The 23,211-nt window shown below is 67.8% G+C and carries 22 protein-coding genes; 6 read left to right on the top strand and 16 right to left on the bottom strand.

Annotated features, from left to right (window positions below; translation table 11 throughout):
- Window positions 1-65: 65 nt before the first annotated feature.
- The 5 genes from N7573_RS07375 to N7573_RS07355 all read right to left on the bottom strand — a co-directional run bounded on the left by N7573_RS07375 (window position 66) and on the right by N7573_RS07355 (window position 3,151).
- The gene (locus N7573_RS07375) at window positions 66-1,091 is read right to left on the bottom strand and encodes an NAD(P)H-dependent glycerol-3-phosphate dehydrogenase (RefSeq protein ID WP_005407597.1); all 1,026 of its coding nucleotides are present in this window, start codon (window positions 1,089-1,091) and stop codon (window positions 66-68) included.
- Window positions 1,092-1,111: 20 nt separating this feature from the next.
- Entirely contained in the window at window positions 1,112-1,630 is a 519-nt protein-coding gene (gene secB / locus N7573_RS07370; protein WP_005407596.1) for a protein-export chaperone SecB, read from the bottom strand.
- Between the two features lie 100 nt (window positions 1,631-1,730).
- Entirely contained in the window at window positions 1,731-2,168 is a 438-nt protein-coding gene (locus tag N7573_RS07365) for a rhodanese-like domain-containing protein (protein ID WP_004134671.1), read from the bottom strand.
- Window positions 2,169-2,225: 57 nt separating this feature from the next.
- The gene (locus tag N7573_RS07360; RefSeq protein WP_049423133.1) at window positions 2,226-2,651 is read right to left on the bottom strand and encodes a hypothetical protein; all 426 of its coding nucleotides are present in this window, start codon (window positions 2,649-2,651) and stop codon (window positions 2,226-2,228) included.
- Window positions 2,652-2,683: 32 nt separating this feature from the next.
- Window positions 2,684-3,151 carry a YiiD C-terminal domain-containing protein gene (locus N7573_RS07355; protein WP_005407593.1) on the bottom strand — a complete coding sequence of 156 codons (468 nt, stop codon included), beginning with the start codon at window positions 3,149-3,151 and terminating at the stop codon, window positions 2,684-2,686.
- A 35-nt stretch (window positions 3,152-3,186) separates the two neighbouring features.
- Between N7573_RS07355 and N7573_RS07350 the strand changes: the two genes are divergently transcribed.
- The 3 genes from N7573_RS07350 (at window position 3,187) to N7573_RS07340 (ending at window position 6,380) form a co-directional block, all read left to right on the top strand.
- Window positions 3,187-3,996 carry a uroporphyrinogen-III synthase gene (locus N7573_RS07350; protein WP_049462221.1) on the top strand — a complete coding sequence of 270 codons (810 nt, stop codon included), beginning with the start codon at window positions 3,187-3,189 and terminating at the stop codon, window positions 3,994-3,996.
- A gap of 104 nt (window positions 3,997-4,100) precedes the next feature.
- Entirely contained in the window at window positions 4,101-5,078 is a 978-nt protein-coding gene (locus N7573_RS07345) for a uroporphyrinogen-III C-methyltransferase (RefSeq protein WP_279912388.1), read from the top strand.
- Window positions 5,079-5,084: 6 nt separating this feature from the next.
- A complete protein-coding gene (locus N7573_RS07340; protein ID WP_032130162.1) occupies window positions 5,085-6,380 on the top strand; it encodes a heme biosynthesis HemY N-terminal domain-containing protein in 1,296 nt (431 codons plus the stop codon).
- Window positions 6,381-6,496: 116 nt separating this feature from the next.
- Here N7573_RS07340 and N7573_RS07335 read toward each other — a convergent pair whose 3' ends face one another.
- The gene (locus tag N7573_RS07335) at window positions 6,497-7,792 is read right to left on the bottom strand and encodes an acetyl-CoA C-acetyltransferase (RefSeq protein WP_099551602.1); all 1,296 of its coding nucleotides are present in this window, start codon (window positions 7,790-7,792) and stop codon (window positions 6,497-6,499) included.
- Window positions 7,793-7,885: 93 nt separating this feature from the next.
- Here N7573_RS07335 and N7573_RS07330 point away from each other — a divergent pair, with 93 nt between their 5' ends.
- Window positions 7,886-8,773, top strand: a complete 888-nt coding sequence (locus tag N7573_RS07330) for a hypothetical protein (RefSeq protein ID WP_049423143.1) — start codon at window positions 7,886-7,888, stop codon at window positions 8,771-8,773.
- Between the two features lie 117 nt (window positions 8,774-8,890).
- Here the strand turns inward: N7573_RS07330 and N7573_RS07325 are convergent, their stop codons facing one another.
- The 8 genes from N7573_RS07325 to N7573_RS07290 form a co-directional block, all read right to left on the bottom strand.
- Entirely contained in the window at window positions 8,891-9,505 is a 615-nt protein-coding gene (locus tag N7573_RS07325) for a superoxide dismutase family protein (protein ID WP_032130159.1), read from the bottom strand.
- A gap of 31 nt (window positions 9,506-9,536) precedes the next feature.
- On the bottom strand, window positions 9,537-10,106 hold the full coding sequence (locus tag N7573_RS07320) for a superoxide dismutase family protein (RefSeq protein WP_014035519.1): 570 nt from the start codon (window positions 10,104-10,106) through the stop codon (window positions 9,537-9,539).
- 93 nt (window positions 10,107-10,199) lie between these two features.
- On the bottom strand, window positions 10,200-11,648 hold the full coding sequence (ntrC, locus tag N7573_RS07315; protein WP_279913418.1) for a nitrogen regulation protein NR(I): 1,449 nt from the start codon (window positions 11,646-11,648) through the stop codon (window positions 10,200-10,202).
- Complete coding sequence (locus N7573_RS07310; RefSeq protein ID WP_279913420.1) at window positions 11,641-12,702, bottom strand: ATP-binding protein; 1,062 nt, start codon at window positions 12,700-12,702, stop codon at window positions 11,641-11,643. Before N7573_RS07310 ends, ntrC begins: the two co-directional genes overlap by 8 nt.
- 115 nt (window positions 12,703-12,817) lie before the next feature.
- Entirely contained in the window at window positions 12,818-14,863 is a 2,046-nt protein-coding gene (locus N7573_RS07305) for a TonB-dependent receptor (protein WP_279913421.1), read from the bottom strand.
- Between the two features lie 140 nt (window positions 14,864-15,003).
- Complete coding sequence (locus N7573_RS07300; RefSeq protein ID WP_032130155.1) at window positions 15,004-15,318, bottom strand: hypothetical protein; 315 nt, start codon at window positions 15,316-15,318, stop codon at window positions 15,004-15,006.
- Between the two features lie 84 nt (window positions 15,319-15,402).
- Window positions 15,403-16,578 (bottom strand): MltA domain-containing protein, encoded by a 1,176-nt coding sequence (locus tag N7573_RS07295; protein WP_279913422.1) that lies wholly within the window; start codon window positions 16,576-16,578, stop codon window positions 15,403-15,405.
- Window positions 16,579-16,643: 65 nt separating this feature from the next.
- On the bottom strand, window positions 16,644-18,155 hold the full coding sequence (locus tag N7573_RS07290) for an alpha/beta fold hydrolase (RefSeq protein WP_279913423.1): 1,512 nt from the start codon (window positions 18,153-18,155) through the stop codon (window positions 16,644-16,646).
- Between the two features lie 127 nt (window positions 18,156-18,282).
- On the opposite strand from N7573_RS07290, the gene N7573_RS07285 reads away from it, so the two are divergent.
- Together N7573_RS07285 and N7573_RS07280 are read left to right on the top strand one after the other, a co-directional pair.
- Window positions 18,283-19,992: a sensor histidine kinase gene (locus N7573_RS07285; RefSeq protein WP_182267012.1), complete on the top strand. Its 1,710-nt coding sequence runs from the start codon at window positions 18,283-18,285 to the stop codon at window positions 19,990-19,992.
- Entirely contained in the window at window positions 19,980-20,681 is a 702-nt protein-coding gene (locus N7573_RS07280) for a LytTR family DNA-binding domain-containing protein (protein ID WP_164080640.1), read from the top strand. The genes N7573_RS07285 and N7573_RS07280 overlap by 13 nt, the downstream gene beginning before the upstream one ends.
- Window positions 20,682-20,768: 87 nt before the next feature.
- Here N7573_RS07280 and N7573_RS07275 read toward each other — a convergent pair whose 3' ends face one another.
- A complete protein-coding gene (locus N7573_RS07275; protein ID WP_189720335.1) occupies window positions 20,769-21,515 on the bottom strand; it encodes an N-acetylmuramoyl-L-alanine amidase in 747 nt (248 codons plus the stop codon).
- 248 nt (window positions 21,516-21,763) lie between these two features.
- Entirely contained in the window at window positions 21,764-23,194 is a 1,431-nt protein-coding gene (gene amt, locus N7573_RS07270; RefSeq protein ID WP_279913872.1) for an ammonium transporter, read from the bottom strand.
- Window positions 23,195-23,211 lie beyond the last annotated feature (17 nt).

Raw genomic sequence — 23,211 nt, 5'->3', positions numbered from 1 at the left:
CCACGCCATGCGTGGATGGGCCACATACATAAAAAAACCCCGGCACGTAGCCGGGGTTTTTCGATTCACTTGAACAGCGTGTCCGGATACTCCGGCTTCTGTTCCCGCGCCAGCAATGCGCGCAGGCCTTCTTCAGGCGTCTGCTCGCCGTGCAGCACGGCACGCACGCGGTCCGAGATCGGCAGGTCGATGCCATGACGGCGTGCCTGTCGCATCACTTCGTCGGCGGTCTGCACCGACTCGACCACCTGGCCGATTTCGCGCACGGCATCCTGCAGCGTCTGGCCGCGGCCCAAGGCCAGGCCCAGGCGGCGGTTGCGCGACAGGTCGCCGGTGCAGGTCAGCACCAGATCGCCCAGGCCCGCCAGGCCCATCAGCGTTTCCGGCTTGGCGCCGATCGCCGCGGCCAGGCGCAGCATCTCGTTGAGGCCACGGGTGATCAGGCCGGCACGGGCGTTGAGGCCCAGCTGCATGCCGTCGGCCACACCGGTAGCCACGGCCAGCACGTTCTTCATCGCGCCGCCCAGCTCGGCACCGACCATGTCGTCGCCGGTGTAGGCACGGAACGCCGGGCCATGCATCGCCTCGGCCACCGTCTGCGCGAACTCGGGCACGTCGCCGTGCACGGTGATCGCGGTCGGCAGGCCCTGGGTCACTTCCTTGGCGAACGACGGACCGGTGACGACGGCCAGCGGCACGTCCTCACCCAGCACTTCGCGCGCCACTTCATGCAGGAAGCGGCCCGAACCAGGTTCGAAGCCCTTGGTGGCCCAGGCCACGCCGGCACCGGCCGGACGCAGCGGCGCCAGCGCGCGCACGGTTTCACCGAATGCATGCGACGGGGTGACCACCAGGATCCAGGCGGCGCCCTCCACTGCCGACGCCAGGTCGGTGGTGGCACGCAGGCTGTCCGGCAGCGGGATGCCCGGCAGGTAGCGCGGGTTCTCGTGGCGCTGGTCGATGGCCTCGACCACGGCAGCGTCGCGCCCCCACAGCACGGTCGGGTGACCGTGCCGTGCGAGCAGGCTGGCCAGCGCGGTTCCCCAGGAACCGGCGCCCAGCACAGCGATCTTGTCAGCGGTAGTGCTCATCCGTGACGTCGCGGCAGAAATCAGGCGTTGCCAGCCGGCTCGGAGTCAGCCAGCGACGGTGCGTCGCCCTGCTCCTGGCGCTGGCGCAGGGTTTCTGCGTACAGGCCTTCGAAGTTGATCGGCTGCAGGAAGAACGGCGGGAAGCCGCCGGCCTGGATCAGGTCGCTGATCAGCTGACGCACGTACGGGAACAGGATGTTCGGGCACTGGGTGCCGAGCAGCACGTCGATCGACTGCGGGTCCAGGCCGACCAGGCCGAACACGCCGGCCTGCTTCACTTCGGCCACGTAGGCGGTGCGCTCACCGGCCTGGCAGGTCAGGGTCACGGCCAGCACCACTTCGAAGGCGTTCTCGCCCAGGCGCTGCACCTGCTGGTTCAGGTTGAGCTGCAGTTCCGGCTGCACCTGGTCATTGAAGATGGTCGGAGCGTTCGGCGACTCGAAGGAGACGTCCTTGACGTAGATCTTCTCGACGGTGAAAGCAGGGCCGGTAGCGGCATCGACCGGCGCAGCGGCGCCGTTGGTGATCTCTTCGGACATTTCCAGTAACTCCAGGTGAATGCAATGAAAACGATGGTCGAACTACTGCGATGGGGGCGGGATCAGGCCCATACAAGGCCGGATCCGCCACCTGCGGCAATCAGTTGCGGCCCTTGACCAGCGGCAGCTCGGCCTGCTGCCAGGCGGGAATGCCGCCGTCGAGCACGTAGACCTTTTCGAAGCCGGCCTTCTTCAGCGCCTTGGCGGCGGTTTCCGAGGCGTTGCCGCTGCGGCACACCAGCACCACCGGCGACTGCTTGGCGTTGGCCACCAGCTTGTTGTCCGGGCCGAAGGCACTGGCCTGGGCATTGCGGCTGCCGGCAATGTGGCCCTTCTCGAAGTCACCGCTGGCCGACAGGTCGACCACCACCGTGCCACCCGCGTTGATCAGCTGGGTCAGTTCGGCGGGCTTGATGCCCTTGAAGCCCCGGAACAGGCGGCGGATCTCGGTGACGATGATGGCCACGGTCAGGCCGACCAGGGCCGCGGACAGCATCGGGTTTCGGCCTGCAAAGGCCAGCAACTCTTCGTAATTCACTCAGGTCACGGGTCGATTAAGCGGGCGCCGATTGTCGCACAAGCCGGACGCGGCCCGTCACTGCCCCTTCCACAGGTCCGGCAGGCCGGCGGTCTGCCACCAGCGCTTGGCCTCGGCATCCCAGCGCCAGCGCTCAACCACCACCACGGTGCGTTCGGCCTGGGTGTTCTGGTTGATCACCCCGATTTCGACCCGGCGCTCGACCAGGCCCCCGTCCAGCGCGGCGCTGCTGCGCTCGCGGTAGGACGACACGCGCAGCTGCGCGTAGCGGTTGAGCTCGAACTCGGTGGGCGGCTTTTCCTTGCGCAGCTTGGGGTCCAGATAGCCGATGGCATCGTCCATGCTGCCCCAGCGGATGGTGGCGCCGTAGGCGATCTGGGTCTCTTCCAGCAGCTTGCGCTGCTTGCGGCTCAGGTCGTCTGCCGAAGCCACGGCGCTGGCCAGCAGCAGGGAACACATCAGGAACTGGATGAGGCGGCGCATCGGTGGTTTCCCCAGAACGTCAGCCTGCCATCCTACCCTTTGGCGAAGGCAACGAAGCGACCGCTGAACTCGGCGGCGGGCTTGCCATCGGCACCGGGCTGGGTGGCGATGATGCTGATGCGGGCCTTGCGGCGCTGGCGGAAGGTGTTCAGGAAGGCATCCCAGCCAGTGGCCTCGGCCGCTTCGGCATGGGCGTGCAGGTCTTCGTAGACCGGTGCCAGGTAGCGCAGGTTGCTGTCGGCCACGTAGACCTCGGCATCGTGGCCGGCCAGGCGCAGGCGCAGGCTGACCAGCGCCCAGCCGGACAGGGTCAGCACCGAGGCCAGGCTGCCACCGAAGGCGTTGCCCTTGTCGTTGACGTTGGCGGCCAGCGGCGCGGTGATGCGCAGCACGCCATCGGCATAGCCGTCGAGCTGGATCTGCATGGCGCGGACCGCCGGCATGCAGTCAAGCACGTCCTGCAGGGCGGCCAGCGAGGAAGTCAGAGCATCAACGGACATCGGAGCAGGGACCACGACAACGAAGGGCCCGCATAATGCAGGCAATGGCCGACCATACGATACCCACTGGCGCCGCCGGTTCCGAACCGGGCTGGACCTTCATTTCGCTGCGACCGCAGGGCCAGAATTCCGCGCTGCGCCGCGCCGTTGCTGGGCTGGGCGGGCATGTGCTGGCCCTGCCACCCTGGCGCCTGCAGCGCCTGAACGGCACGCCAGTGGTGCACCAGCTGCAACGCGCGCTGAACTGCGATCGGGTGGTGTTCACCAGCCCGGCCGCCGTTACCGCAGCCGCCACCCTGTTGCCACTGGCCGAGGCACAACGCAGCCCGTGGCTGACCGTGGGCGAAGGCACCGCGCGCGCGCTGCGGGCGCAGGGTGTCGCCGAGGTGCATGCGCCGCAGCGGATGGACAGCGAGGGCCTGCTGGCGCTGCCGGTACTGGCGGACGTACGCGGCCTGCGCATCGGGCTGGTGACCGCCCCCGGCGGGCGCGGCCTGATTGCTGCGCAACTGCAGGCGGCCGGCGGCAGCATCGAGCGCGCCGATGTCTATCAGCGTCGCCTGCTGCGCCTGTCGCCACGCACGCTGGCTCGATTGGCGCATTCAGCGTATCCGTGGGTGCTGGCGGTCAGCAGTGGTGAGGCGTTGCTGCATTTCTGGCAGCAGCTTCCGCCGGCATTGCAGCAACGCTGTCAGGCACATGCCACCGCCGTCGTGGCCAGCGAACGGCTGGGCGAACAGGCGCACGCATTGGGGCTGCAGCGCGTGGTGCGCGCGGCCGGGCCCACCACCGCGCAGCTGGTGGCGGCTGCACACGCCACGCTCACCGTCCCGGCAGCGAACTGAACAGGGACGTGGGTCACGCTTGCCGCTGTGGTCGGCAACAGTGATGCTGTGCACAACGCGGCCTGCCGGAACCTGACCGGCGACGGTGCCGACAAGGAAGCCCCATGAACGAGACTCCGCCCGTTTCCCCGCCCCGTCGACCCGTGCGCTGGCTGCTGCCGCTGGCCGGGGTGGTCGTGCTTGGCGTGGGCGGCTATGCCGGCTGGTACGTCTGGCAGCAGCAACAGCACGAACAGGAAGCGCAGGCGCAGACCACGGCCGTACAACTGCAGGGCCTGCAGGCGACGCTGGATGCATTGCGCCGCGACCAGCGCGCAACCAGCCAGCGCCTGCAGGATGCGGCGACCACCAACCGCGTGCTGCGCGACGAGATGCTGGGCCTTTCCCAGCGCAGTGCGCTGCTGGAAGAGAACCTGGCCAAGCTGGTCGACAGCGCCAACCAGGGCCGTCAGGCGGTACAGCGCGATGAGGCCGAACTGCTGCTGACCCAGGCGGCGCAGCGCCTGAACTACGCCGACGACGTGGAAGGCGCACGCCGCCTGTATGCACAGGCCGCCACCGCGCTGGCCGATCTGCCCGACAGCGACGGCCTGAACCTGCGCCAGGCCCTGGTACAGGAACGCGATGCACTGGATGCGCTGGGCACCGGCCCGCGCGTGCAATCGCTGCAGCGGTTGGATGCCCTGGCCAAGGCCCTGCAGGGCCTGCCCTCGCAGGTGACGGGTAGCACCGCGCCCGGCGCCGGCAAGCCCTGGTGGCAGGCCACGCTGGCACCGTTCGTGGACATCACCCCGAGCCGCCAGAATGGCCCGCTGACCGCCGCCGAACGCCGCAATGCCGACGATGCGCTGCAGCTGGAACTGACCCTGGCGCGTGCCGCAATCGAACGTGGCGACCGCACCGGTCGCGATACCGCGTTGGCGCGCGTGGAACACTGGGCACAGCGGCGTTGGCCGGATTCACCGGCCCTGCGCGCGCAACGTGCTGAACTGAAGGCCTTGCGCGAGCTTCCGCTGCAGGCCAGCAACAGCGTTCTTGGCAGCACCCTGCAGCAACTGCGCACCCAGACCGACCGGAGGTAATCCCCCATGAAACCCCTGCAATCCCTGGTCGTGCTGTTGCTGGCCGTGGCCATCGGCGTGGTGGCCGCGCAATGGCTCGGCGCCGATGACCTCAACCGCTTCGGCGAAGTGACCCTGCGCTACGGCGGCTACGACTACCACAGCAACCTGCCCAAGGTGGCACTGCTGTCGGTGATCGCGGTGCTGGTGCTGTGGCTGCTGTGGAGCCTGATCGCTGCACCGTTCCGCGCCTGGGGCCGCTACCGCCGCAAGCAGGGCCGGGTGCGCCTGATCGACGGCCTGCAGGCCTATGAGCACGGCCAGTGGCAGCGCGCGGAAAAGCTGCTGGATGGTGCCGCCAAGGATCCGGAAGTGAGCGCGGTGGCGCTGGCCAATGCCGTGCGCAGTGCGCAGGCACGTGCCGACGGCCCCGCCGGTGAAGCCCTGCTGCAGCGCCTGGGCGAGAGCGATGCCACCCTGCAGGCGCTTCTACGCGCCGAACAGCTGCTGGCGCGCGATCTGCCGGTGGATGCGATCAACGCGTTGGATGTGGCGACGATCCAGCCGCTGCCGCCGCGCGGCCTGTGGCTGCGTACCGAAGCGCTGGCACAGGCCGGCCGCGCCCACGAGGCGTATGGCCAGCTGGGTGCACTGCGCCAGAGCAAGGTGCTGCCGGCCGACGCCAACAGCGAACTGGAAGCACGCCTGGCCGCACAGGCGCTGCTGGAAGCAGCCGACGTCAATGCGCTGGCCGCGCAGTGGGAAGCCACGCCGAAGGCGCTGCGGCCAACCCCGGACGTGGTGGGTGCGTATGCCAGCCGTGCGGTTGCGTTGAACTGGGACGAACCGGCGCTGCTGGCGTTGGAACAGGCACTGGACCAGCGTTGGGATGACGAACTGGTGGCGCTGTATGGCCGCCTGCCGGCCGAGCGCCTGGCCACGCGTCAGGCCAACCTCGCGCGCTGGCGCAACGTGCACGACAGCTCGGCTGCGCTGCGCCTGGCACAGGGCCGCGTGGCCCTGGCCCAGCAGCAGTGGGATGCCGCCGATGCGTTCCTGCACGAGGCCATCGCCGCGGGCGCCGGTGCCCCGGCGTGGGAGGCACTGGGTGAGCTGTTCGCACAGCGTGGCGAGCACGCGCTGGCCGCGCAGTGCCTGGCCAATGCGCTGCGACTGCAGCGTGGCGAGGACAGCGTGGAACTGGTGCGCGGCACCGAAGCGCCGCTGCGTGCCACGGTGGAGGAGCAGCCGGTTACGGTGCAGCCGCCGGTGTATGACGCCAACGAAGAGCGCGACGAATTCGGCAATCCACGGTTGCCGTGAAGCGTGCCGACCAACGGTCGGCACCCACCGGAGCAGAAAAACGCCGCCCATTGGGCGGCGTTTTCATCTGTGGAACCCGGTAGTCGCCAACCTTGGTTGGCGCGCGGTCGCAGCGATCAGCGCTCGACGATCGCCACTACGCCCATGCCGCCGGCGGTGCAGATCGACACCAGCGCGCGGCCACCGCCGCGTTCGGCCAGCTGCTTGGCTGCGGTGGCGATGACGCGTGCGCCAGTCGCCGCGAACGGGTGGCCAGTGGCCAGCGACGAGCCCAGCAGGTTGATCTTGTCCGGGTCGATGCGACCCAGCGGTGCATCCAGGCCCAGGCGATTGCGGCAGTAATCCTCGCTCTCCCACGCACGCAGGGTGCACAGCACCTGCGCGGCAAAAGCTTCGTGGATCTCGTAGATGTCGAAGTCCTGCAGGGTCAGGCCGTTGCGCTTGAGCATCTCCGGCACGGCCACGGTCGGCGCCATCAGCAGGCCTTCGCCATGCACGAAGTCCACCGCAGAGACATGCGCATCGCGCAGATAGGCCTGCGGCTCATGGCCGTGGGCACGCGCCCACTCTTCGCTGGCCAGCAGCACGGCGGCGGCGCCGTCGGTCAGCGGCGTGGAGTTGGCGGCGGTGAGCGTGCCGCGGCCGGAAACCTTGTCGAACGCCGGCTTCAGCGTGGCCAGCTTCTCCAGCGAAGTATCCGGGCGCAGGATGTTGTCACGCTCGACACCACGGAACGGTGCGATCAGGTCGTTGAAGAAACCGCGCTCATAGGCGGCAGCCAGCTTCTTGTGCGACGACACCGCCCACTCGTCCTGCGAGTCACGCGAGATGTTCCATTCCTTGGCCATGTCCTCGCAGTGGTCGCCCATGCTCTTGCCGGTGCGCGGCTCGGCCACGCCCGGGAATTCGGGCTTGAGCTCGGAGAACTTGAAGCCAGCGGTGAGCGCGCGGATCTTGTCGCCGGTGCTCTTGGCACGGTTGGCGGCCAGCAGGCGCGCGCGCAGCTTCTTGCCGTAGACGATCGGCACGTCGGAGGTTGTGTCCGAACCGCCACCGATACCCGATTCGATCTGGCCCAGCGCGATCTTGTTGGCAACCGTGATGATGCTGTCCAGCGAGGTGCCGCAGGCGCGCTGCAGGGTGATGCCCGGGGTCAACGGCGACAGGCCAGAAGAGAGCGTGGCTTCGCGGCCCAGGTTCCAGTCGCTGGAGTGCTTGATCACCGCACCCATCGCCACTTCACCCAGCTGCTGGCCGTGCAGGCCGAAACGTTCGACCAGCGCGCCCAGCGTACGGACCGACATGCCAAGGTTGCCGACATCCGAATACGCGGTGTTCTGGCGGCAGAACGGAATGCGGACGCCACCGAGGATGGCGACGGGACGAGCGTTGGGCATGGAGATACCTGGCATGGATGAGGGTGTCTGCAACATGGCCTGCACGACGGAGCAGGCATAATGGAGCCAAGTGTAGCTGCCGCCCTGTGATGGGCCAACCGTGGAACCATGAGCAAACCCGACCCCGCGATGAATGCCCTTGGCGTGCTGGCCCTGGAACTGGCCGGCGGCGAAATCCCCCGCCAGGCGGTGCTCAGCGCCGAACAGGCCGGTGAACTGGCCGATCGCGTCGGCCGCGACCTGTCCAAGCTGGTGCCGCAGGTGGCCGAGCTGGACCTGGTGTTCGCCGCCGCCCATTTCGACCCGGCCGAAGTACTGCGCCCGGGCTGGCCGATCCATCGCCGCCTGGAAGAACTGCAGATGCGTGCCCCGGGCCGTAACCAGGGCCCGCGCCTGCTGGCCTTCGGTACCGATGCCAACGGTGACGTGCCGCTGCCGTTCCAGGCCGATGCCAGCCTGGTGGGCGGTGGCCTGCGCGTGGTGCCGTTCCTGCTGACCGGCAGCGACGTGGCGACGACCAATGCAGTGGCCGAGGCGCTGGAAGACACGCTGCTGGCCAACGGCATGGCGCATGCCGATACCGCGTTGATGGCGCAGAACACCTTCGGTGCCCGCATCGAGCATGCGCGCTATTTCACCGTGAATGATCTGGCCGCGATGATGTCGATGCAGTACGACAATCAAGGCCTGGCCGCGCTGTGGCCGCTGATCGAGACCGCGATCATGGCGCCGGGCGAGGACGAGTGGCTCAATGCCGCGCCCGAGCCGCTGCTGCGCTATACCCATGGCGAGGCACGCATGGCGCTGTTCGATCCGGCCGGCTGGTGCGCGCACTACAACCACGGCAAGAACGACTGCGACCGCCTGAAGGGCATCTACGAGCAGTTCCTGATGCGCCAGCGGCAGATGGCCGCGGTGCTGGAAGCGCACGGCGTGCCGGTGCTGTTCGTGCACTGCGAGGCCGGTCAGGACGCGCGCGAGTTGCTGGCGCGCTGATGCGGGTGTTGGTAGTGCCGGCCGCTGGCCGGCAACCTCCGGATCTGCGATTGCCGACCAGCGGCCGGCACTACCTATAAAGAAAAACGCCGGCTTGCGCCGGCGTTTTCTGATGACTTACTGCGCCTTCTGGATCACCGCACACGCCAGGCGCGCACCGGCGTTGCCGGTCGGCTGGGTCTTGTAGTCATCCGCATCGGCGTGGACGATCAGGCCGCGGCCGATGATGTCGAAGTCATCACCCTTGCCGATGTTGACGTTGCTCGACACCGGGCCGTCGATGGTGGCCACGCCCTTGTCGTCGGCCTTGATGTTGGGCATGTCGCCACCGTGGTGCGGATCGGCGGACACGCTGCCGTGATCCTGCTTGCCCGGGTTGAAGTGGCCACCGGCGCTCATGCCGTCCGGGGCGCTGCAGTCGCCCTTCTCGTGGATGTGGAAGCCGTGCTCGCTGCCCGGCTTCAGGCCGCTGATCTGGCCGGTCACGTGGACCTTGCCGTCAACCACCTTGAAGGTGACGCTGCCCTTCGTCTCGTTGCCCTGGGTCGGCGCCAGCTCGGCCGTGGCCGAGGCATCGGCAGCCGGTGCAGGTGCTGCGGCCGGTTCGGCGGTGGTGCCGTCGGCCGGAGCGGCCGGCGCGGTTTCAGCCTGCGGCGCGGCCGGCTGCTGGTTGCAGGCCGCCAGGCCCAGTGCAGCAATGGCTGCGAACAGCGAAGTGTGGATCAAACGCATGGAATCTCTCCCTGGATGATGCCTGCAGTGATCAGCGGACAACCCGGATCACGCCACAGGCGATGCGGACGCCGGCATTGCCGGCGGGCTGGCTGCGATAGTCGTCGGCGTTGGCATGCACGACCAGTGCACGTCCGGCGATATCGGTGGCGGCGCCTCCGCCAAGGGTAACGCCCTTGAGGTGGATATCGACGTTGGCGCGGCCCTGGGCGTCGGCACGCAGATTGTCCATGTCGCCCAGGTGGTGCTTGCCGGTGCCGGCGCGGCCATGCGCAGCGCCACCGGGATTGAAGTGATTGCCGGCACTGCTGGCATCCACCGCGCTGCAGTCACCGCGCTCGTGGATGTGGAAACCGGCCTGCTGCATCGGCTGCAGGCCACCGATCAGCCCGGTGATGTGGATGCCACCGGGCTCCACCATCAGCGCGATGCGGCCACTGACGATGCTGGCCGAGGCCGGCGACAGATTGGCCTCGGCCTGCTTGGCGGCGCTGACCACGGTCGGCGGTGGCGGGGTGGGTTCGGCCTTCTTCGGTGCGCTGCCACAGGCAGACAGCAGCACGGCGGCGGACAACGGCAGGATGGCAAAGGACAGACGCATCGAAGACTCCTTGCAGGTGACACTACGGACGGCATCGTCCATGAACGATCAACGGTTCGGCAAGCGGGCGCGAGGATCGCGTGCAGGGACCGTTCAATGGCCCCCGCGACGGCGCCCGGCGCCCAGCTTGCGGGTAAGGGTATTGCGGCCAAGGCCCAGGCGGGCCGCGGCTTCGGCACGGCGGCCATGGGTGATCTGCAGCGCGGCCTCCAGCAGGGCATGGTCGACCCGCGCACGCACCTGCGCGTGCAGCCCTTCCACGCCTTCGGCCAGCTGACGGCGTGCCCATTCGGCCAGCAGTGCCTCCCACTGCCCCGGATCGGCGTTGGTGGTGCTGCTGCGACGACCGCGCGTACGGTTGAGCGCGGTATCGACGTCGGCCACGCCAATGGTGTCAGCGGCGGCCAGCGCCGCCATCCGCCAGCACACGTTTTCCAGTTCGCGCACGTTGCCCGGCCAGTCGTGTTCGCGCAGCGCCTGCAGTGCGGCAGCGGTCAGGCGCTTCGGCGGGGTATCCAGCTTGCGTGCGGCGGCGCCCAGGAACGTACTTGCCAGTTGTGCGATGTCCTCGCGACGCTCGCGCAGCGGTGGCAGCTGCAGGCGCACCACGTCCAGGCGATGCAGCAGATCGGCACGGAACTTCCCCTGCGCGACCAGTCCTTCCAGATCCTGGTGGGTGGCGGCAATCACCCGCACGTCGACGCGGATCAACTCGCGGCCACCGACGCGGAAGAACTCGCCCTGTGCCAGCACGCGCAGCAGGCGGGTCTGCAGCGGCAACGGCATGTCGCCGATCTCATCCAGGAACAGGGTGCCGCCGTTGGCCTGCTCGAAGCGACCGGTATGGCGGCGCTGGGCACCGGTGAAGGCGCCGGCTTCGTGGCCGAACAACTCGCTTTCCAGCAGCTCGGACGGGATTGCAGCAGTATTGAGCGCGACGAACGGCCCCTGCGCGCGCGGCGATTCGCGATGCAGCGCATTGGCCACCAGCTCCTTGCCGGTGCCGGTTTCGCCGGTGATCAGCACCGCCAGCGGCGCCTGCGCCAGGCGGCCGATGGCACGGAACAGCGCACGCATCGGCGGGGTATCGCCCACCAGTTGCGGTGGCTGGTCGCCATGCGCTTCCGCCGCAGGTGTGGGCGCCGCCAGTGCCGGTGCAACGGCCGGCAGCACACGCTGCGCCAGCGCCACGGCGTCGTCCAGATCGAACGGCTTGGACAGGAATTCATGCGCGCCACCGCGGAACGCACCGGCCGTGCTGGCCACGTCGGTGTAGGCCGACATCACCACCACCGGCAGCTGCGGAAGCGCGGCCTTGAGCTTGTCCAACAGCACCAGGCCATCGTCACCCGGCATGCGCACATCGGTGAACAGCAGCGCCGGCGGCGGGCCTTCGCTCAACGCCTGCAGGGCGGGGGCGGCGCTGTCGAAATCGACGACCTGGTAGCCCGCCTCACGCAGCGCGGTGCACAGCACGAAACGCACGGCCCGATCGTCATCGACCACCCAGATGCGCTGCGGGGACGAAGAGGACTCAGACATCGTGCGGGGCCTCCTCGGCCGGGGCGGCACCGCTGACGATCGGCAGCAGCAGGGTGAACACGGTATGGCCCGGGCGCGAGCGGTAGGTCAGCGTACCGCGGTGTTCGCGCGCGACCTGCTGCGCCAGCGCCAGGCCCAGGCCAGTGCCTTCGGCGCGACCACTGACCAGCGGCAGGAACAGATGCTCGGCCAGCTCCTCGGGCACGCCACGGCCGTCGTCGGCAATCTCCAGGCGCAGCGCCAGCGTGTGCAGCTGCTCGGCGATGCGTACACCGTGTTCTACGCGGGTACGCAGGGTGATGTTGCCGGCGCCGGCCTGGATCGCGTTGCGCACCAGGTTCCACACCGCCTGGGTGAGGCGGTCGGCGTCGCCATGGAATTCGGGAATGCTGGGGTCGTAGTCGCGCTGCAGGCGTACCGCCCAGCCGGCCTCGTTCTCGGCCAGACGCAGCACGCGTTCCAGCGCGGCATGGATGTTCAGCTCGGCATGCGGTGCAGCCGGGGCCGGCGACAGCAGCTGGTCGAGCAGGCCGTTGAGGCGTTCGATCTCCGAGCCGATCAGCTCGATCAGCTCGCGTTCGCTGGCATCGCGCTGGGCCGCGCGGCGGGCCAGCAGCTGGGCCGCGCCCTTCAACCCGGCCAGCGGATTACGAAGCTCGTGGGCCAGTCCCTTCAGCGCCGCGCTGAGCGCGCTGGGCAGGGCTTGGGTCGGGTCGAGCCCGGGGAATTCATCGACCGGATGCGCCTCCAGCAGCCAACCGCCATCGTCGCGGCGGCTCATCCAGCCCTCGGCGAAGCGCGGGGCCTCGCCGGGCACCGCCAGCGCCAACCGGTTCAGGCGCAGGCTGTCGCGCTCATCGCGGGCCAGGAAATGGGCCAGTGCCTCGCCCTGCACTTCCAGTGCGGCCAGCGGCCGCCCCAGCAGGCGCCGGACGCTGACGCCCAGCCAGCGGGCGAAGGCCGGATTGCAGCCGGCGATGCAGCCATCGGCCCCGGCCCAGGCCAACGGCGTGCCCAGGGCATCGAGGGACGGCGGGGGTGCGGGGTCGGACATTGCACCAATGTAGTGCAAAACGCGGGTCCGGGGTCGGATCCCTTTCCGTCAGGAAAGGGCCCTGACCACTGCCGCAGGGCGAGCAAGCTCGCCCACTACCGGATACGTGAGCGGGTCACAGTTTCATATTGAGGCCGACGAACACGCTACGGCCAGGGGCCGGCGAAAACATCGGGCGAGCGCTGTCCCAGAAGAAGCTGTCGTACCAGGCGTAGGCGTACTGGCGTCCGGTAACGTTCTTCAGCTGCAGGTCCACGCTCCAGCGTGGGTTGATCTGGTAGGCCGCGCTGAGGTCGAGCACGGCAAAGCCACCGAACTTTCCGGCCACATTGCGCTCCTCAAGGTAGTAGTCGTCCTGCGCGCGTGCCTGCAGGCCGAGGCGAAGCGCGTCGCTGGCGCGGTAATCCGCCCCCAGGTTGCTGATGTATCGCGGGGTGGCGGCCACTTCGCGGCCCTGCAGGGAAATGCTGGCGTCGCGGTCGTCGCGGGTGATCTTCGCTTCCTGGTAGGCGTGCGACGCCCATACCGTCCAGTCGTCGCCCAGCTGCAGGCTCAACTGCGCATCCACGCCGCGTCGGCGGGTCTTGCCCAAGGTGACCGTGGTACCGGTGGCCGGCATGTTGGACACCTCGTTTTCCGCATCCTGCTGCCATACCGCCAGACGTGCCTGGCTGCCCGCGAACGGCTGGAACTTCAGGCCCAGCTCCATGCCGGTGTTGGTGGACGGATGCATCGGCGCCTGGCCCGGGGCGAGGTAAGCCGGCGCGGTGGATCCAGTGAGCACCTGGAAAGTGCGGCCCCAGTTTGCGTAGACGTGGGTGTTCTCGCCCAGGCTGTGGATGACGCTCAGTTTGGGCTGGCCGATGCTGCCGTAATCCTGCAGCCGAGCGCTGAGGCCGTTCATCAGGTGGGTACGGCCACTGAAGCGGTCCACACGGTAGGCCGGCACGATCTTCCACGCCTCGACGGGCTGGTAGATGGCCTGCACGTAGGCGCCCCAATTGTCGAAGCTGTGGCGGTCGTTGTTCTGCACCCGTGCCGGGGCACGGCTGAAGTCGGTGGGTTCGGCGTAGGCGTAGCGATCGCGGAGGTAGCTGTTGTCCTGCTGCTCGTAGTTCAAGCCGCCCTCGACGGTAAGCGCGGGGCTGGCCTGCCAGGTGAGCGTGCTGAGCAGGCCGGTCTGCCGCTCATCCCACACGCGGCGCTGGCGCGGCAGGTTGCCGGTGGGCAGGTCGCTGAAGGTCACGCGGCGGTCGTCTTCGTAGCGGTTGTAATAGAGCCGCGTGCCGAAGGTGAGCCTCTCGGACAGTTTCATATCCAGGTGCGCGGCAATCTGGCGCATGTCGCGGTCATCGCCATCGTTGCCGTTGCGCAGGTCGCTGCCGCGGCGATGCGTGCGCAGTTCGTCGGCGGTCATGAAGCCGGGTTCTTCGGCTTCGTGGTGGTATGCACGCGCGGTCAGGCCCACGCGCAGGCCCTCGTCCAGCGAGCCGTAGAACCACTTGCCGCCCAGCGAATATTTCTTCGAGGTGTCGTGGTCGCGGTAGCCATCGCTGGCCTGGGTGCCGACGAAATAGTTCTGTGCGACGCCATTGGCTTCACGGCCTACCGCCAGCTGCGCATCACGGGTGTTGTAGCTGCCGTAGGCCAGCCGCGCATCGGTATAGCTGCCGCCCTGGCGCGTGCCGAAGTTCACGTTGCCGCCGATGTTGTGCAAGCCATAGCGCGGATCGTTGGTACCGCGCACTACTTCGATGTAGCTGATTTCCAGCGGGAACAGCATGTCGATGAAGCGCTGGTTGCCGCTGTTGACGTTGCTGGGGATGCCATCGATCAGCGTCTTGATGGCATTGAGGTAGCCCTCACCGTTGAAGGCGCGGAAGCTGACCTTGCCCGATTCGGCACCCTGCCGGGTTTCGGTGAGCTGGATGCCGGGCATCTGCCCGAGCAGTTCCCAGCTGTGCGAGACGTTTCGGTCTTCGATCTGGTCCGCGCCCAGCACGTCCACCGAGGTCAGCACCTGGTGTGCGCTCAGCTGGCCCTCCCCGTGCTGGTGTACCTGCACCCTGCCGAGGGTGAGTGCGGCGTCGGCCGATTGTGCGAGTGCTTCAGGGGCGAACGGAGCCGCCGCGAGGGCGGCCACCAGCGTGGAGGTTTTCATGGGGGTGGACGGGCGCAGATGAAATGTAATCATATAACATTACGCACGTCTGCCATGTGGAGTCGAGCCATGCTCGACTGCTCCTGGCAAACAGCAGTCGAGCATGGCTCGACTCTACAAAAACGGGGTGGAGCAGTGGCTTACACCGGGTAGCCGGTAGCTTCCCGGGCCTTCTTCCAGGCACTTTCGAATTCGCGCGCGGAGATTTCGTCGTCTTCGTCGAAATCCAGGAACGACACCGGCTGGTCGGCCAGCAGGAAGCGGTCATCGCTGTGGGCATGCTCGTCGGCCCAGACCATCTTGGTGCCGTAGATCTCCACCTGGCGCACGATCTTCTCGCCACGGGCTTCCATCAGCACGTTGCCCTTGCCCAGGCCCGATTCGGCCCAGTGCTTGTAGTACTTCTTCGCGGCGGATTTCGCGCCGGGTTTTGCGTTGTGCTTTGCGTAGGTCATTGCAGAGGTCCTGGCCGCAGGCGCGGTCGGAAAGTTCGGAATGGCGCCATTATCGCCCGACCTCGCAGCGCGCAGGTGAGTGCTTCACCGGGCCGACGCAGGCAACGCCACGCCCTTCGGCCACAGCATCCAGATGTTGCCCTTCTGCTTCATGTCGCCGGCCAGCTTGCCGGCGGCATCGCCGCTGCCCCAGTACAGGTCGGCGCGCACTTCACCGGCAATGGCGCCGCCGGTGTCCTGCGCGGCCACCGGGCGCACCACCGGGGTGCCGTCCGGGCGCGTGGTGGACAGCCACAGCAGGCTGCCCAGCGGCACCACGCTGCGATCCACTGCGACGCTGTAGCCGGCGGTGAGCGGCACGTTCAGTGAACCACGTGGGCCTTCCGGGCTGTCCGGGTTGCGCACGAAGAACACGTAGCTGGGGTTGCTGCGCAGCAGTTCCGGCACGCGCGCGGGATTGGCCCGGGCCCAGGCGCGGATCGCGTCCATGGTGACGTCTTCTTTCTTCAGCTGGCCCTGGTCGACCAGCCAGCGACCGATCGCGCGGTAGGGGTGGCCGTTCTGTTCCGCATAGGCCAGCCGCACCTGCGTGCCATCGGGCAGGCGCACCCGGCCCGACCCCTGGATCTGCAGCAGCTGCAGGTCCATCGGGTCGGTCAGCCAGGCCAGTACCGGCGCCTTGGCGCCCTTGGCCGCGATGGTGCCGGCGTCGTCATAGGGCTTGAGCACCTTGCCCTCGACGCGCCCGCGCAGGCGCTTGCCCTTCAATTCCGGGTAGACGCTGTCCAGCTGCACCACGATCAGATCATTCGGCGTGCCGTAAACCGGTACGGTGGCAGCAGCCGTGCGGGTGAGGCTGCCGGGGTAGATCGGCTCGTAGTAGCCGGTAATCAGCCCGTCGGCCTGGTGGCCGCCGGCACGCAATGCATAGACATCCAAATCGCGCTGTAGGAACTGGCGGATCGCCGCCGGGTCCTTGTCCGAAACCGTCGCGGCGGTGGCGCAGGATTTGGCCCAGACCGCATCGTTCTTCAGGCGGGTGCAGCTGCTGCGCCAGGCGACGAAACCGGCCTGCAGGTCGCTGTCGGAGACCGGTGGCAGTGCACTCCATGCGGCCTTGGCATAGGTGGCCGCGGGCGGCGTGACCGGCGTCGGCACTTCGGTTCCGGTGCGGGGAGCGGTGGTGGAGCAGCCTGCGAGCACGGCCAGCGCAACAAGGCCCAAGCTCGTGCGGTTCAGGGGGGCAATGATGTCTTTCATTGCCCCAATGTAGAGGAAACAGCACGGTGCCGGACGCGCCGGGTGCCCGGCACCACGCTCTCCCTTCAGCGTCCGCCACTGCCCAGCAGGCCACTGTTGCTGGTGGCGAACACCGGCGGCGGTACGTCCAGCTCGGCATCGTTCACGATGCGACCGGCCAGGAAGTCGACGATGCTGCGGGCAATGGCAGGATTGCCGGTCCACAGCTCGTGGTGATGGCTGGCGTTGCGCACCAGCAGCGAGCGGCCATGGCTGAAGCCTGGACGCAGCGCATCGGCATTGGCCGGTGGCGTGCGCCCATCCAGCGTGCCGCTGATGAACAGCACCGGCACGTCGCTGCGCAGCGGCCCGCGGAAGGATTCGCCCAGATCGGCCAGACCCAGGCCGTTGCCGATGGCGGGGAACGGGAAGTTCAGGGCGTCGCCGAACAGGCTTTCGCGTGCCTGCGCCTCCACCCTCGCCAGGCGCTGCGGGCTCTGCCCGGAAGCCACGTCCATGGCCAGCCCCATCGCCGGGTACTGGGCGAACTGTGCGCGCACGATCAGCACCAGATCGGCCAGCGGGTCGTAGTTGCCGCGCTCGGCCTCGCGGAGTATCAACGGCAGCCACTGCTGGGTATGCCGCTGGCCAAGAGTATTGGCAATCAGGATCTGCGCATCGAATTCACCGATGGTCACCTGGCGACCGTCATGCATGCGGCTGCGACCCTGTCGCGGCTGCTCACGCAATGCCTGCAGCACGCGCTTTGCCGATCCGGCCAGATCGTCGAAGCCGTCCCTGCGGGCCAGTGGCGTCAGTTCCTGTAGCAGCGCATCGCTGCTGAGCGGCAGTTTCAGTGTGTCATCGGGGCCTTCGGTGCCCATCAGCACGACGCGTTCCAGATCTTTGCCGTGCAGGCGCACCGTCGCAAGCGCCAGGTGGGTGCCATAGCTCATGCCCCACAAGCTGATCCTGGGCACACCCAGTGCGCGCCGCAGATCATCCAGGTCATCGGCACTCTCGGCGGTCGTATAGGCGCCCAGATCGACGCCAGCCTGACGCCAGAATTCCACGCACTTGGCAGCCGTCGCCTGCAATGCGGCCAGGGCCGCATCGCGCTGCAGTGGTTGGCCATCGTCGAAGCGGGTTTCATGCGGACACTCCGGCGGTGGTTCAGACAGACCGGCACCTCGCTGGTCGAGCAGCAGCACGTCGGCTTCGCGTCGGACCTGGTCGAACACCGGCCAGCGCGGGCCGCGCGCGGTATCGATGCCGGAACCACCCGGGCCACCGGCCAGATAAACCACGGGGGCGCTGCGGCCATTGCCACCGGTTGCACGCAGGCGTACCACCTTCAGCCCCATGCGCGGTCCGTCTGGCTCGCTGTGTCGGCGCGGCACCTCCAGCACGGCGATCTCTGCAGGGATGGCGCCATGTGCTTTGGTCTGCAGCGTGTACGGCTCGAACACCAATGCCCTAGGCGTGGCCTGCGCCGGCATGGCCGCAGCGAGCGCCAGGCAGAACGTAGCCACCGTGGCGACCAGGGCAGAGCGACGAGGATGGAGACTGCTGGACGATGTGCTGGCGTTGCGGCTCATGGTGGGCTCCAAAGGAGGGACGTGCGCGGTCAGCATCGGCTCGATCACAGGGCTGTGGGGACACCCGCCTGCCGAACGTCTCCAAAAGGCGGTCCAATGGCTCCACGCAACCGATACGATGGCCGCCATGCAGATCCCACGTACCCTGGCTGTTCTTGCTCTGCTGCTTGCGGCGGTGGCCGCATGGCTGGTCGTGTCGACGCCACCCGCCGGCGTGGTATTCGTGCAGGGGGCGCAGATGGCACCTGCGGACGCCGGGGCATCCAGCCCCCTGCCTGCGCGGCCGCCGCAGGACCTGGCCTGGCGTCCGCTGGATCAGCAGCTGCTGGCGCAGTGGCGCGGCCCGTACTGGCTGCGCTGGCAGGTGCCGGCGCCAACCGGCACCGACGATCATGACCGCACGTTGCGGCTGTCGCTGCGCGCTGCCAGCCAGCTGTACTGGAACGGCACGCCCTGGATCAGCAATGGCGTCGTGGGCCGCACCGCTGAAGAAGAACAACCAGGACGCATCGACCTTGTCCACGTGCTTCCCCCCGCTTCTGGCAATGCCACCGATGAGCTGGTCGTGCTTGCATCCAGCCAGCGACAACATTTCACCCTGCATGGCGCCGACGCGATGGCACTGATCGCGCCCGCAGCTGTGCTGTATGGCCAGATCATCCTGCCATGGCTGGTTGCGGCCTTCGCCATCGGCGCACTGGCGGCAGCCAGCCTGTATTTCCTGGCGGTACTGCGTGGCCAGACCCGCACGCCCGGCGCTCGCCTTCTGCTGGCACTGGGCGTGGTGGGACTGGCGTTGCCTGCAGTGGAAGCGTGGCGCTCCCTGCTGGGGTATGACTACCCGTGGCATGTCCCGCGCCTGATTGCACTGCTGGCATTGCACGTAGCCGCGGCCATGCTCCTGCCAGCCTATCTGGCGCGGCGATTCCAGGTGGCGGTTCCGCGTGCCGGGTGCTTCGTCTATCTGTCCGTGATCGCGGTGCTCGCCATCGTCCTGCCTGGCTTTGACACCCGCTCGGCGGCAGTGCTCTTGTTGAGCCTGCTCGCTTCGGCATCGCTGCTGCTGCGTGCGCGCGGCGACACAGAGGATAGATGGCCGATCCTGGCATTGCTGCTAGCCGGTCTGCTGGCGTTGCTGGTCGCGCGCGGCGCCTTCCTTGATGGGCCGTACTTCCTGCTGCTGGCGGTGCTGATGGTGTTCCTGCTGCTGCGTCATGCGGCACAGCTGCAGGCACTGGACCGGCACAATGCGTTGCTGCGTGAAGAGCGCGCACGGCTTTCATTGCAGCTGTTGCAGCGAGGCATCCAGCCACATTGGCTCATGAACACCCTCACAAGTCTGCAGGAACTGATCGAGCAGGCACCTTCGCGTGCCAGCCGCCTGGTGGAGTCGTTGGCCGATCAGTTCGATCGGCTGCGTGACAGCAGCAGCCGGCAGAGCATTCCGTTGCAGGACGAGCTGGCCCTGTGCCGCAGCCACCTGGACATCGTTGGCCAGGCACTGGGCCAGCCCCTGGTGCTGGACGTGGATGGCGAGGATGCGCCGCTGTTGCTGCCGCCCGGCATCCTGCATGCACAGGTGGAAAACGCGCTGACGCATGCCGGTGCGCTGGCATGCGCGCAGCACCCGTTCCGTCTGCGCGTGCAGCGCGGCGGTGGACGTTGGGTGCTGGAACTGCACAGCGCGCACGGCTCATCCTCGCATCGCGGTCGCGGCACGGGCACGCGCTACATCGAAGCCAGTCTGGCGGCCGCCAGCCCCGGCGGATGGAGCTTCGTGCAAGGCATCGACGGCAACCAATGGTGCGGACGGATCGAACTGACATGCGCATCCTGATCGTTGAAGACGAACCGCTGGTACGCCAACGCCTGCAGCGGCTGTGCGCCGAGCTGGCAGGAACGCGCGCACGCTTCGATGCCGTGGCCGATCTGGAGGCAGCCGGCGACCGCCTGCAGCGCAATGTCTACGACGGCCTACTGCTGGACCTCAACCTTGGGGGCGAGGACGGTTTCGAACTGCTGCGGCGTGCGGTAGCCGGCCGCTACCAGTGCGTAGTGGTGTCGGCCCACCGTGATCGTGCGCTGCAGGCATTTGAACACGGCGTGCTCGACTTCGTTCCCAAGCCCTTTTCGCGCGAACGCCTTGGTCAGGCGCTGGAACGCTTGTTCGATACCGGCGGTATGCGTTCAGGCCGGGCACGCTACCTGGGCATCTGGCGTGCGCAGGGAACGGCAACCGTCGAGCTCTCGGAAGTGATGTGGATCGCGGCAGATGGCGACTACAGCCAGGTGCGCATGCGCGATGGCCGCAGCGAACTGCATGACAAATCCCTGACTGCACTGGCCTCAGTACTGCCTCAGGATTTCGTGCGCTGCCATCGCTCGCACCTGGTCAACCTGCGGCACGTGCGTACGTTGCATGCCGGTTCCGGCAGCCGCTACTGGCTGGTGCTGAGCGACGGTAGCGAGCTGGTTGTTGGCCGCGCGCACATCGTGGCGCTACGCGATGCGTTGGGACTGGGGTGATCGCCAGAGGATGCCACGCACGGCCTGGCACTACCGGGGAGCGGGAGCCGCATGGAGATGCCTGCGCTGGAACGCGCCAGGCATGGCTCACGGCGTCTGCAGCAGCAGGGAATGCAGGATGCGGGCGTCTTCAGCATCCAGTGTCTTCGGCAGGTCGTCGCGGCCACGGAAACGGCGGTGGAAGGCGGCGACGGTGGCGTCCCGGTTGTCGAGCGGATAGCCGAAGCGGGCCAGCGCATTCCACGCGTCGAAGCCTTCCGGCGCAGCCCCGTCGGCGGCGCGTGGCCATACGCCGAATCCAGCCTCCGCCAGCTGCTGCCACGGGAAGAACCGGCTCGGATCCTGCTTGCGCGTCGGCGCCAGGTCGGCATGGCCGATGACCTGGCGCGGCGGGATGTTCAGGCGGGTGGTGAGATCGCGCAGCAGCACGATTAGCGATTCGATCTGCGCCGCACTGAACGGGCTGCGGCCATCGTTGTCGAGCTCGATGCCGATCGAGGCGGAGTTGAGATCGGTGATGGTGCCCCAGCGCCCGGCGCCGGCGTGCCAGGCGCGGCGCTCATCGGCGACCAGCTGGTAGCGATGGCCATCGGCACCGATCAGGTAGTGCGCGCTGACTGGTCCACCGCTGTTGGCGGTGCGCAGCGTGCGCAGGCTCTGCTGCACCGATTTCTGTTCGGTGTGGTGGATGACGATGATGACCGGCGTGCGCGCATTCTGGTTGGGTGACGACACCCAGGTGGCGAGCGGGTTGCGGGTTTCCTGCGGCGCGGAGGCACAGGCGGCCAGCAGCAGGCAGGCCGAGAGCATCAGGGCGGTGCGGATCGGGTGCATGGCCCGATTGTGCGCGATCAGGCGCGATGATGCATGCCGCCGTGCCGAGCAAGCTTGGCACCCACCAGAGAGGATGCAGTAGATCCACGCCATGCGTGGATGGGCTAGCCGCTGTGCCGACCAACGGTCGGCACCCACCAGAGCAGACCCAGACCCAGTGCCAAGCAAGCGTGGCACCTACCAGAGCAGTAGAAGTGCCGACCAACGGTCGGCACCCACAACATCAATGCAGCAGCTCGGCCGCTACTTCAGGCCTCGTACGCGGACTCGCCGTGCGAGGTCACATCCAGGCCGGTGCGCTCTGCTTCCTCGGTCACGCGCAGGCCGACCACGCTGCGCACCACCAGCAGGATCAGCGTGGTCACTACCGCCGACCAGACCACGGTCAAGCCGACGCTGACCACCTGCACCCAGACCTGATGGGCGATATCCAGATCGGCCTTGGTGCCGCCCAGCGACTGCGCGCTGAACACACCGGTGAGAATCGCGCCGACGATGCCGCCGACACCATGCACACCGAACACGTCGGCGGTGTCGTCCACCTTCAGCAGGCGCTTCAAACCAGTCACACCCCACACGCAGACCACGCCGGCGACGAAACCGATGATGATCGCGCCGAGCGGGCCGACGGTGCCGCAGGCCGGGGTGATGCCGACCAGGCCGGCCACTGCGCCCGAGGCCGCGCCCAGTGCCGACGGCTTGCCCTTGCTGATCGCTTCCACCAGCGTCCAACCGAGTACGGCAGCGGCCGTGGCCAGCATGGTATTGAGGAAGGCCAGCGAGGCGACGGTATCGGCGGCAGCGGCGGAACCCGCGTTGAAGCCGAACCAGCCGACCCACAGCAGCATCGCGCCGATATAGGTAAACGGCACGTTGTGCGGCTTCAGCGCGGTCTGGCCATAGCCCAGGCGCTTGCCGACGAACCACGCGGCGACCAGACCGGCCACACCGGCGTTGATGTGGACCACGGTGCCACCGGCGAAATCGATCGCGCCCATCTCACCCAGGTAGCCGCCACCCCAGACGATGTGCGCCATCGGGATGTAGCTGAGGGTGAACCACAGCGCCGAGAACAGCAGCACCGCACGGAACTTGATGCGCTCGGCGAACGCGCCGACGATCAGCGCGGTGGTGATGCCAGCAAACGTCGACTGGAAGGCGACGAACAGGTAATCCGGCAGGCCCTTGATCGGGGTGTTGCCGACCGACTCCGGAGTGAAGCCCTTGAGGAAGGCGAATTCGGTGAACGAGCCGAAGAACGGGTTGCCCGTGCTGAACACCGCGCTGTAGCCATAGGCCACCCACAGCAGCAGCACCAGCGAGAACACCACCAGGATCTGGCTGAGCACCGACAGCACGTTCTTCGAACGCACCAGGCCGCCATAGAACAAGGCCAGGCCCGGCACCACCATCAGCAGCACCAGCAGGGTGGACGTCAGCATCCAGGCCACGTCGCCATGGTCGTAGGTCGCGGCGGCTTCAGCCGCGGCCGGTGCGGCGGCCGGAGCGACCGGATCCTGCAGTGGTTCGACCGCCACGCTTTCGCTCGGCAGCGGCGAGATCTGGGCCTGAGCGTGGGCACTGCCCGGCCACGCACCGGCGGCCAGCGCGCTGAGCAGCATCAACAGGCACACGAAGTGGAACCGGGCTTGCCACCCGGTGAGAAGGCGCATCTTCATGGGGGAGTCTCCGGAAA

Source organism: Stenotrophomonas sp. GD04054 (assembly GCF_029836955.1).
GTDB classification, from domain to species: Bacteria; Pseudomonadota; Gammaproteobacteria; order Xanthomonadales; family Xanthomonadaceae; genus Stenotrophomonas; species Stenotrophomonas maltophilia_A.
The sequence above is the reverse complement of the archived record's forward strand: the minus strand, read 5'-3'. Positions and strand labels throughout refer to the sequence as shown.

What these genes read in the sequence shown, in the direction of transcription:
- amt (WP_279913872.1), bottom strand. Translation starts at nt 23,194, where the DNA reads ATGAAGATGCGCCTTCTCACCGGGTGGCAAGCCCGGTTCCACTTCGTG.
- N7573_RS07305 (WP_279913421.1), bottom strand. Translation starts at nt 14,863, where the DNA reads ATGAAAACCTCCACGCTGGTGGCCGCCCTCGCGGCGGCTCCGTTCGCC.
- N7573_RS07355 (WP_005407593.1), bottom strand. Translation starts at nt 3,151, where the DNA reads ATGTCCGTTGATGCTCTGACTTCCTCGCTGGCCGCCCTGCAGGACGTG.
- N7573_RS07290 (WP_279913423.1), bottom strand. Translation starts at nt 18,155, where the DNA reads ATGAGCCGCAACGCCAGCACATCGTCCAGCAGTCTCCATCCTCGTCGC.
- N7573_RS07320 (WP_014035519.1), bottom strand. Translation starts at nt 10,106, where the DNA reads ATGCGTCTGTCCTTTGCCATCCTGCCGTTGTCCGCCGCCGTGCTGCTG.
- N7573_RS07280 (WP_164080640.1), top strand. Translation starts at nt 19,980, where the DNA reads ATGCGCATCCTGATCGTTGAAGACGAACCGCTGGTACGCCAACGCCTG.
- N7573_RS07275 (WP_189720335.1), bottom strand. Translation starts at nt 21,515, where the DNA reads ATGCACCCGATCCGCACCGCCCTGATGCTCTCGGCCTGCCTGCTGCTG.
- N7573_RS07325 (WP_032130159.1), bottom strand. Translation starts at nt 9,505, where the DNA reads ATGCGTTTGATCCACACTTCGCTGTTCGCAGCCATTGCTGCACTGGGC.
- N7573_RS07335 (WP_099551602.1), bottom strand. Translation starts at nt 7,792, where the DNA reads ATGCCAGGTATCTCCATGCCCAACGCTCGTCCCGTCGCCATCCTCGGT.
- N7573_RS07330 (WP_049423143.1), top strand. Translation starts at nt 7,886, where the DNA reads ATGAGCAAACCCGACCCCGCGATGAATGCCCTTGGCGTGCTGGCCCTG.
- N7573_RS07345 (WP_279912388.1), top strand. Translation starts at nt 4,101, where the DNA reads ATGAACGAGACTCCGCCCGTTTCCCCGCCCCGTCGACCCGTGCGCTGG.
- N7573_RS07375 (WP_005407597.1), bottom strand. Translation starts at nt 1,091, where the DNA reads ATGAGCACTACCGCTGACAAGATCGCTGTGCTGGGCGCCGGTTCCTGG.
- N7573_RS07285 (WP_182267012.1), top strand. Translation starts at nt 18,283, where the DNA reads ATGCAGATCCCACGTACCCTGGCTGTTCTTGCTCTGCTGCTTGCGGCG.
- N7573_RS07300 (WP_032130155.1), bottom strand. Translation starts at nt 15,318, where the DNA reads ATGACCTACGCAAAGCACAACGCAAAACCCGGCGCGAAATCCGCCGCG.
- N7573_RS07340 (WP_032130162.1), top strand. Translation starts at nt 5,085, where the DNA reads ATGAAACCCCTGCAATCCCTGGTCGTGCTGTTGCTGGCCGTGGCCATC.
- N7573_RS07310 (WP_279913420.1), bottom strand. Translation starts at nt 12,702, where the DNA reads ATGTCCGACCCCGCACCCCCGCCGTCCCTCGATGCCCTGGGCACGCCG.
- ntrC (WP_279913418.1), bottom strand. Translation starts at nt 11,648, where the DNA reads ATGTCTGAGTCCTCTTCGTCCCCGCAGCGCATCTGGGTGGTCGATGAC.
- N7573_RS07360 (WP_049423133.1), bottom strand. Translation starts at nt 2,651, where the DNA reads ATGCGCCGCCTCATCCAGTTCCTGATGTGTTCCCTGCTGCTGGCCAGC.
- secB (WP_005407596.1), bottom strand. Translation starts at nt 1,630, where the DNA reads ATGTCCGAAGAGATCACCAACGGCGCCGCTGCGCCGGTCGATGCCGCT.
- N7573_RS07350 (WP_049462221.1), top strand. Translation starts at nt 3,187, where the DNA reads ATGCAGGCAATGGCCGACCATACGATACCCACTGGCGCCGCCGGTTCC.
- N7573_RS07295 (WP_279913422.1), bottom strand. Translation starts at nt 16,578, where the DNA reads ATGAAAGACATCATTGCCCCCCTGAACCGCACGAGCTTGGGCCTTGTT.